Genomic DNA, 8,391 nt, shown 5'->3' with positions numbered 1-8,391 from the left:
TGTATTAAAAATCTCTCATCTTCTCCTTTTCCCACATAATATTACTATTTTGGAGATGTCTAATAAATTAGCAATTCGCATTGGTAATTGAGCATCAATCAAGAATTTCATGAAACTAATTGGAGGATACTTTTAACTTGAGTGAGTCGAGCAGCAAAGCTGAGAACTGCTAAAATCTCTTCGTATTCTAAATCATCATAATCTTCTAAAATATCATCAATATTCATGCCTGAACTCAAAAGTTCTAAGATCATTTCCACCGGATAGCGCAATCCACGAATACACGGTTTACCATGACAAATATCATGGTTAATTGTTATTCTATTTAATAGAAGGTTATTCATGATATTAGATGTTATGTTGGCACTAAATTAATTGTACTTGATTTTTCGAGTTCTATGATAATAGAAAAAAGCGAAATGAAAGTCAGTTTTGCGCGATGCCTGCGGCGAGCGTAGCGATCGCACTTTATCAATCTAACCAATAAGCGATCGCCCCCGACTCAAAACCAAAATATCACAATATTATCCGTTCCCATGATTTGTTATGGAGCAAATCGCCTAATTCCCAGTAACTATTTTATCCTAAGTAAACATGGCTTAAAGCACTTTATCTGCCAGCCTTTAAAACTTGTTCGGCTGTCAGTTTGAAATTTGGGAATGTCGGCGAAGTAATGGGTTGATTGCCTCGAATCTGCTGAATTTCATACTCTCCTTGGACTAAGGTACAAATAGAAAGAGTAGGTTGTTTCGGTTTCCCAATATGTCGAGTCCCACCTAGACCCGCATAATCTGCAATCCAATATTCAGGAATACCTAAAATTGCGTAGTCTTCGACTTTACGGGCATAATCGTTTTGCCAGTTGCTACTAACTACTTCCATCACAAATTTAATCGAACTACCCAGCGTGAGGATTGATTGGTCATTCCAAAGTAGTTCTTTCGCAAGTTCATTGCGATCTACAACCATAACATCGGGTCGAAATGCTGTCATACCCAAGTTAGAAGGACGTAGTAATCCTCGCTGAAGGACAAACCAATTTAAACATAAGGCATCAATTTGGGCGCAGATTTTTGTGGTGGTAAAAGCTGAAACTTCTTCATGGTAGCCTGTTGGTTCCAAATCAAACACCTCTCCATCAATCAATTCGTAGCGGTTACTGTCACCATAACGGACGATAAAATCGCCAAAACTTAGTAACTGCTGTTGTATTGGTATTTCGGTTGCAATGGTCATAGGTCAACTTAGCCCCATCAATATCATCACTTTAGCATTTTCGCTAAATCCATCTACTCCGAATTAAAAAGCGATCGCTATTCCTGTGAGTCGTAAGTTTTAGGCGATCGCCATATACAGTTTCATGGTTTTCTTATTTCCGATTCTTTCTGATTCTATTTTTAACGTAATGTGCAACCAAGCGATCGCGTTGATATATGTAAATAAAAATATTTTTTTGTATCTTTTTGCTTTAAATGTATGAATATTATCTAAAAGTCTCTACCTAATCTACTTATTTAGATGATTAGACTTATAGTGACATTGGGTAAACATAGTTCTGTCGCAGTGCGGATTGGCTGCGCGTTAAAAATACTGTAAGTAGAATGAAATCTCAAATATGACACGTCAAGATAACTTTACTCGCCAAATCCAAATCAAATTAGCAGAAAGAGCAACGTATATGTGCAGCAATCCTGCCTGTATGCGTATCACTGTCGGACCTTGCGATGCTGACCCAAACAAATCTACCAAAACTGGTGAGGCAGCTCATATCTGCGCTGCTTCACCAAATGGACCTCGATACGATTCATACCAATCTCCAAGCGATCGGAAAAGTATCAAGAATGCATTATGGTTATGTGGTTCGTGCGCTGACTTGATTGACAAGAATAATGGGCAGGATTACTCGGTTTCTCAATTACAGAAATGGAAGCGAGACCATGAGAACTTGATGAAGTCGTTGGTTGAATCTGGTTTCAACCCACTCAGAAAATTATCACCATTAGGTATTCAAGTCTCGGTTGCTGAAAGACTGGTTAAACTGCTGGAAAGCAAAGGTGTACTTTTCGTGCCATATTCGCAGGAAGACCAAGATCATGTTGTGCGTTCTCTCTCAGATTTACGGGATGCCCTGCTTAAGCTCAGAGAAGAGGTGCAATACGATTCACCTCTTGACTTGCGTATCAAGGCGATGATTGATGCTTGCCGTTATTACATGAACAACAACAAAGGCTTGGTGACTAGCCAGTTGGAGGAATCTTTGGGTGAACTCAGAAAGGTATTCGGCATCCACCTGAAACAGATGAAGGAGCAATACAACTTGAATATTGGAAGTCCTTTATCATCCATCTTCCCCCAGCCGTAAATATGACGTGTCAACCGTTAGGCAGAGTATAAAAATAACTTAAGCAACTTGCTTGTTAGATTTATTTTAGATATTGCTTGTCTGCCATACCTAGTCTAATTTCAGTGCGATCACTGATCTTGTAGGTTGGGTTGAGGTGACGAAACCCAACATTGCCTTTATTCCTTACCTTAATATTTCCTCGCGAATAAAATCGGAGTTCTCACTTCGTCAGAGAGAGAGATTGCAGTAACTCGACAATATTGTTTCAATGCTTGTATAGCTCAAATTTTGAGTCTAACCAAATAATCCGAAAAACATCTTGAATGCGATACCCCACCATTGCGGCAACTCCTGAAAATCGTATGGCAATAAAAAAATCTACATCTGCTGTTATGTGATTAGGGATAGGAGCTTTGATACTTTTTCGATCAATTTTTTCAGCACCTAATCCATGCCGAGGTGCTGCCCAAATTTGTTGCCAAGTCATCTGACTACGTTTTCTCAGCGCTTTTGCAAAATCAGCTTGTTGCTCTCTTGTACATTGCTCTAGACCATAATCACTCTCTAAATATCTAAGGCAAAAAACAGGATGACAGTCATTATAGTTAAGAACTTTGTCTGATGAAGGCTCTGTAATCCTGCCTTTTACTTGGGGCTGGCTTATAGCAGGAGGGTTAATTCTCTTACTTTTACCTTTTGGCATTAACCCACCGATATCTGACTTTTAAAATAATCACGCATCAGGTCATGGGTAATTGTTTGATTTAGCTCTGTACTTATCCAAGGCTTTTCCTGATGGGTGATGTTAGCTAAGACAGTACCAGTGTATTTACCATAGACCCCATAAACTTCATCAATTAGCTCCCTGTCAGTTACACCAATAATTTCAGGATTAAAATCATCTGACTCTGGTAAAGCATTGCGACCATATTTCTTATACAAATGATAAACAGGCTCTACAACGGGACCATATTGCCAAGCTTTAATTTCTTCATCAAAAATAGGCTTATCAAAAATTGCCAAATGAAACCCTTGAATGTAGTACAGTAATTTTTGTAGCTTAAGGTTTGTCATCATGCCATCTTCTTCGAGGTTGGCGTAATGAATCAAATATTGTGCTATGTCTGATACGTTATACATTGTGCAACTCCTTAAGCTGTATAAGATCTATCACTTAATGTCAAGAAATTAATACTTGAGTAGAAGCTAGAATGATCCAAAACTTTATTATAAATTATAAAAAATTAACTTACCAGTTTGAGCATACTTTCGCATAGCCCAAGTCTTTTTACTGTGTATCGTCACACCTTAAGAGTCCACTGTCAACGTCATATAGAAATGATTAATGACTGTTGCCGTATCACATAAGTTTTTTTGCATAAAAAAGCTAAAAAATTAGTGTGATAGCGAAGTGCTGCTGCAAGCAGTTCGCTGATCTTGTAGGTTGAGTTGAGGTGACGAAGCCCAACATTGCCTTTATTCCTTACCTTAATATTTCCTCGCTAATAAATCGGAGTTCTCACTTCATCAAAGAATTGTGGTTTAATTACTCGACTGAGGAAAAACTACCGCAGAGTCAAGCGCGATCGCATCAATTATCCATCTGTTAAAGGGTTTGCGGTATTGCGATCGCTTTTCCTGTGAGTCATGATTATTAGGCGATCGCTATTACTGTGAGTCGTGATTTTTAGTTAATAGACATCAAATTCTCAAAAGGATGACGATTTTTCCAGCGGTAAGTATTAAAGTCCCGAAAATCAACAGATAGAATCCGCCCATGCCCCAAATGTTCGGCAAGAATAATCAATGAAGCGTCCGCTAAATCCATTGGCAGAGAACTATATTGATTCATCAATTCACTGATTCTTTTCCCATCTTGAACTTTGAGATCAAAAACCTCAAAAGCACCAATTTCTAAGCTATGAATAAACGTCTGTTGAGCATTTGTGCCTGTACGTTTCAAGAGAATATGACAAACTTCTGTAATCACACACCATGTTGTAACCAGAGGCTCATCAATCGTATCTAGAACTTCTTGAGCGAGAACATGATAATCATCACGGCGATTGATTAGTGCTATCCAAAAGCCAGAATCAACGATGACCATATTTTTCGTTAAGACTTTCAGTGAGATATTGCTTGTAATTAACCGACAAATCAGAGTCCCCTTCAGCACAACCAATCAGCCCTGATTCTCTAAGGAGTTGCAAAGGTTTTACAGGGGATTCTTGATGTAATTTTTCATAATAAAGATCGATCGCCACTTTCATAATGTCAGACACACCTTGATTTGTCCGCTGGCGAATGTAATTAAACTTACTAGCGCGATCGCTATCGAGCCTTGCATTAACTCTCATATTTTTGCTTGTCATAACTCTGTATGACAATACTATAGCTCAAAAAATTCAAAGTTAAGTAGTTCTCAAATAGTTTCCTTATAGGGCGATCGCTCCTCTCGCCGCAACTGATCGCCCCCAACTCAACACCAAAATATCACAATATTGTCTAGTTTAATGCTTTTTTATACATTGAGTGCCTCACAATTAGATATCTTACACAATCTGACGTAATGCTTCAATTGTCAGATGATTTCAATTTAATCCCCAAAACCTGAGTATAAGCACCTCTGGCTTGAGTTACCCCAATTGTACGTTCGGCTGATTCTATCATCGGACGACGCAAACTCACAACAATAAACTGCGCTTGTTGTGCCTGTTGTTTAATCATTTTCGCTAATCTTTCCACATTTGCCCCATCCAAAAACATATCTACTTCGTCAAAGGCATAAAATGGGGACGGACGATAACGTTGTAGGGAGAAAATAAAACTTAATGCAGTTAAAGATTTTTCTCCCCCGGACATGGAAGCAAGACGTTGTACAGGTTTTCCTTTAGGGTGTGCAACTAAATTTAAACCACTATTAAAGGGATCTTCTGGGTTATCCAGTTGTAAATAACCATCACCGTCGGAAAGGGTAGCAAAAATTGATTGGAAGTTTTCGTTTACTGCGTCAAAGGCTTCTTTAAAAGCGATTTGGCGTAAGGTGGTAAAGTTTTCTATTCTTAATAATAATTCTGTCCGTTCGCCTTCTAAGGTTTGTAATTTCTCCGTCAGTTCCTGGAGACGACTTTGGACTTTATCATAGTCTTCCAACGCCAACATATTGACGGGTTCCATTGCCTGTAAGCGTTTAGCAAGACTCCGTAGTTCTTTTTGCAATTCCTCTAAATCAACTTGAGCAGGAACTTCCGGGAGGGGATTGGGTAATTCTGCGCTTAAATCTCGCAATTGAGTTTGTAATGCGGTTAAATCTTCCCGGCGTTTTTGCTGGGTTTCTTGTAGTTTCTCAATTTCCCATTGTAATTGTTGCTGACGCAAGAGGAGCGATCGCACTGCTGTTTCTGTTGCATCCCGTTTCTTTTTCTCTTCCCCCAAATTCTCTTCTAATTGCCGCAAATTAACTTGAATTTCCGCTATTTGAGTGCTGAGTGCTGAGTGCTGAGTGCTGAGTGCTGTCAGTTGATTTTGTTGTGTTTCCTGTTCTTGTTGATATTCAATAACTCGCTTTTGCGCTTCTTCTATTTTCTCTTGTAAACGCTGTTGTTGATTTTCTAAATTCTTTACTTGTTGTTGTGCATCCCTTAAAGCAGTTTCTTTTTGTTGTAATTGTGCTTCTTGAGTTTTAATCACTGCTTGGATTTGTTGCCATTCGCTGGGAGTTTGGGAAGCTTCCAATTCAGACAAAGTATGTCGTAATTGTTGCAACTGATTTTCTAAACCTGGTAATTCCCGATCCAAAACTTCCAGACGAGATTGGGCAGAGGTGAATTTATCGGTATTTTGGGATAATTGAGCGCGAGTTGTTTCTAACTGCGTAGTTAAAGTTTTGACATCCTTCTTTAACTGTTCTAAATGTAACTGTTGTTCCCTTCGTGCTTGACGTGCTTCCGTCAGTTCCTGGGAAAGCTGCTTACTACTAGTAGATAAATGAGATATCGCTTCTAAACAACGATCTAAAACGCGGTCAATATCTGCCAATCTGGTCTTTAAACTGGTAACTTCCTCTGATTCCTTAGCTTCCCCTGTGCCAAATTTTAACGCCGAACGCTGAGTATTACTACCCCCAGTCATTGCACCGCTAGTTTCCAATAATTCCCCATCTAGAGTGACAATGCGATAAAGACCGATTTGTTTTCTAGCTTGTTCTAAAGTTGCAAAAACCACCGTATTACCAAAAACATACTTAAAAACCTCTTGATAACGGCGATCGCACTCTACCAAATTCATCGCATATTCAACAAAGCCATCTGCATAACGCAAAGTTAAATCTGGCGTAAATTTGGGCGCTTGAATTTTATTCAGAGGTAAAAAAGTTGCCCTTCCTGCACGTTTTTGTTTTAACAACTCAATCCCCGCCGATGCAACCCTGTCATCTTCCACCACAATATGTCCCAAACGCGCACCCGCAGCAGTTTCCAAAGCCAAATGATAGCGGGATTCTACCTTACCCAGTTGCACCACCAACCCACACAAACCAGGTAAACCAGATTGCAGAATTACCTTACTCGCCTGCGTACCCTGAACTTCCTGCTGTGCTTGGGCTTGTGCTTCCAATTTATCTAACTGGCGTTGTTTTTCTCGCTGTTCCTGCAAAAGTCGCTTTTGGGTTTCCTGTTGAATTTGCAACTCTTGTTCCGTCGCCGCCAGATTTTCAGCTAAATTTTGAATAGGGACGCTAGAAGCATTAAATTCCGTTTCCAGTTGATGAAATTCAGCTTGTTTTCCTGCCAATTCCGGTTCTAAAGTGGCAATTAACTCCGATTCCTCTTGAATAAGTTGCTGTAACTGGGTATTTCTTTCTCGCAGTTGTGCTTGTTCCGTGCGTTGAGGTTCAAGCGTTTGCAGTAAAGTTTCAATTTGCCGATTTAAAGCCGTTTGTTGCTGAACCCAAGCTTCCGAAGCAGTCGCAATTTCCGCCGCAGCTTGACGAGAAGCTTCTAAAACTTGTTGTGCATCATTCCGTTCATTTTGTAGAGACGCTACCTGTGCAATTTCTACATCCTGTTGTTGAACAGCTTGTGCTAGAGAAAGCTGATATTGCTGAATTTCCTGCTGAGTTTGAGATAAACGCCTTGCAACTTCTTGTAAAGCCGTTTCTAACTCCCGTTGCTGACGTTGGACTTGCTTACGTTCCGCTTCCTGAGTAGCTAAGTTAGACTGTACCGCCAAAAGTTCCTCTTCCCCTAAAGCTTTGACACGAGAATTAAGTTCCTCAAGTTCAGCAGTCTTGTGAGAAATTTCCCTGGTGACAGCTTCAAGCTGGGTAGTAAAATCCGTAAAAGACAGTTCACCAGCTTGAATTTGGGCTATTAACTTTTCCTGCTGTGCTTGGAGAGAACGCCAAGATAACACAGCTTCCCAAGACTGCTTATGAACAAACTCCGTCCGTAACTTTTGATATCTTTCTGCCTTCGCCTTATCTTGACCCAAGCGATCGCGCTGTACAGTTAACTCAGTCTCAATAATCCGACAACTATCTTCCCTTTCCTTCACCTCGTCCAAAGTTGACTTAGCTTGAATAATCTTCCGATCATAAGCCGCCACCCCGGCCAATTCATCAATAATTTCCCGACGTTCCCGCGCATTCATCGAGATAATGCTAGTTACATCCCCCTGTAACACCACATTATACCCTTCAGGATAAATCCGCAGTTCCTGCAACTCTTCATGTAACTCCGACAGAGTACAAGCAGCACCATTAATATAATAATTCGATGTATAAGTCCCTTGCTGCGTCACCCTCAAACGCCGGGTAACACTCCATTCTGTTGGGGACTGGGGACTGGGGACTAGGGACTGGGAGTTATTGTCCTCTTCCTCCCCTGCTTCCCCTGCTTCCCCTGCTTCCCCTGCTTTCCCTTCTTCCCCTTCTTCCCCTTCCTCCCCTACTTCCTCCTTTTTCCCCTTTGCCTCTTTGCGTGCTATTCTTTCCCGCAACTTAAACGTCACCCTCTCACTACCTTCCCAAACCGAACGTCCCTCCTTCT

The 8,391-nt window shown here is 40.4% G+C and carries 8 protein-coding genes; 1 reads left to right on the top strand and 7 read right to left on the bottom strand.

What is annotated here, in order from left to right:
- Positions 1–107: 107 nt before the first annotated feature.
- Positions 108–344, bottom strand: coding sequence for a DUF433 domain-containing protein (locus tag A0J48_RS25140; RefSeq protein ID WP_200327308.1), 237 nt, complete (start codon positions 342–344; stop codon positions 108–110).
- 265 nt (positions 345–609) lie between these two features.
- Positions 610–1,236, bottom strand: a complete 627-nt coding sequence (locus tag A0J48_RS25135) for a Uma2 family endonuclease (RefSeq protein ID WP_200327307.1) — start codon at positions 1,234–1,236, stop codon at positions 610–612.
- A gap of 379 nt (positions 1,237–1,615) precedes the next feature.
- Between A0J48_RS25135 and A0J48_RS25130 the strand changes: the two genes are divergently transcribed.
- On the top strand, positions 1,616–2,362 hold the full coding sequence (locus tag A0J48_RS25130) for a hypothetical protein (protein WP_200327306.1): 747 nt from the start codon (positions 1,616–1,618) through the stop codon (positions 2,360–2,362).
- Positions 2,363–2,609: 247 nt separating this feature from the next.
- Here A0J48_RS25130 and A0J48_RS25125 read toward each other — a convergent pair whose 3' ends face one another.
- The 5 genes from A0J48_RS25125 to smc all read right to left on the bottom strand — a co-directional run.
- Positions 2,610–3,047 (bottom strand): hypothetical protein, encoded by a 438-nt coding sequence (locus A0J48_RS25125; RefSeq protein ID WP_200327305.1) that lies wholly within the window; start codon positions 3,045–3,047, stop codon positions 2,610–2,612.
- Entirely contained in the window at positions 3,047–3,484 is a 438-nt protein-coding gene (locus A0J48_RS25120; RefSeq protein ID WP_200327304.1) for a Panacea domain-containing protein, read from the bottom strand. Before A0J48_RS25120 ends, A0J48_RS25125 begins: the two co-directional genes overlap by 1 nt.
- Positions 3,485–4,031: 547 nt before the next feature.
- Entirely contained in the window at positions 4,032–4,451 is a 420-nt protein-coding gene (locus tag A0J48_RS25115; RefSeq protein WP_168696511.1) for a type II toxin-antitoxin system VapC family toxin, read from the bottom strand.
- Positions 4,438–4,716 (bottom strand): ribbon-helix-helix domain-containing protein, encoded by a 279-nt coding sequence (locus tag A0J48_RS25110; RefSeq protein WP_234301152.1) that lies wholly within the window; start codon positions 4,714–4,716, stop codon positions 4,438–4,440. Before A0J48_RS25110 ends, A0J48_RS25115 begins: the two co-directional genes overlap by 14 nt.
- A gap of 202 nt (positions 4,717–4,918) precedes the next feature.
- Positions 4,919–8,391: chromosome segregation protein SMC (smc, locus tag A0J48_RS25105; protein WP_200327303.1), on the bottom strand; the 3,473-nt coding region annotated here is incomplete at its 5' end.

The organism is Sphaerospermopsis aphanizomenoides BCCUSP55 (genome assembly GCF_001586785.1).
Classification (GTDB): Bacteria; Cyanobacteriota; Cyanobacteriia; order Cyanobacteriales; family Nostocaceae; genus Sphaerospermopsis_A; species Sphaerospermopsis_A aphanizomenoides_A.
Note: the sequence above shows the minus strand (reverse complement) of the source record. Positions and strands in the feature narration are given on the sequence as shown.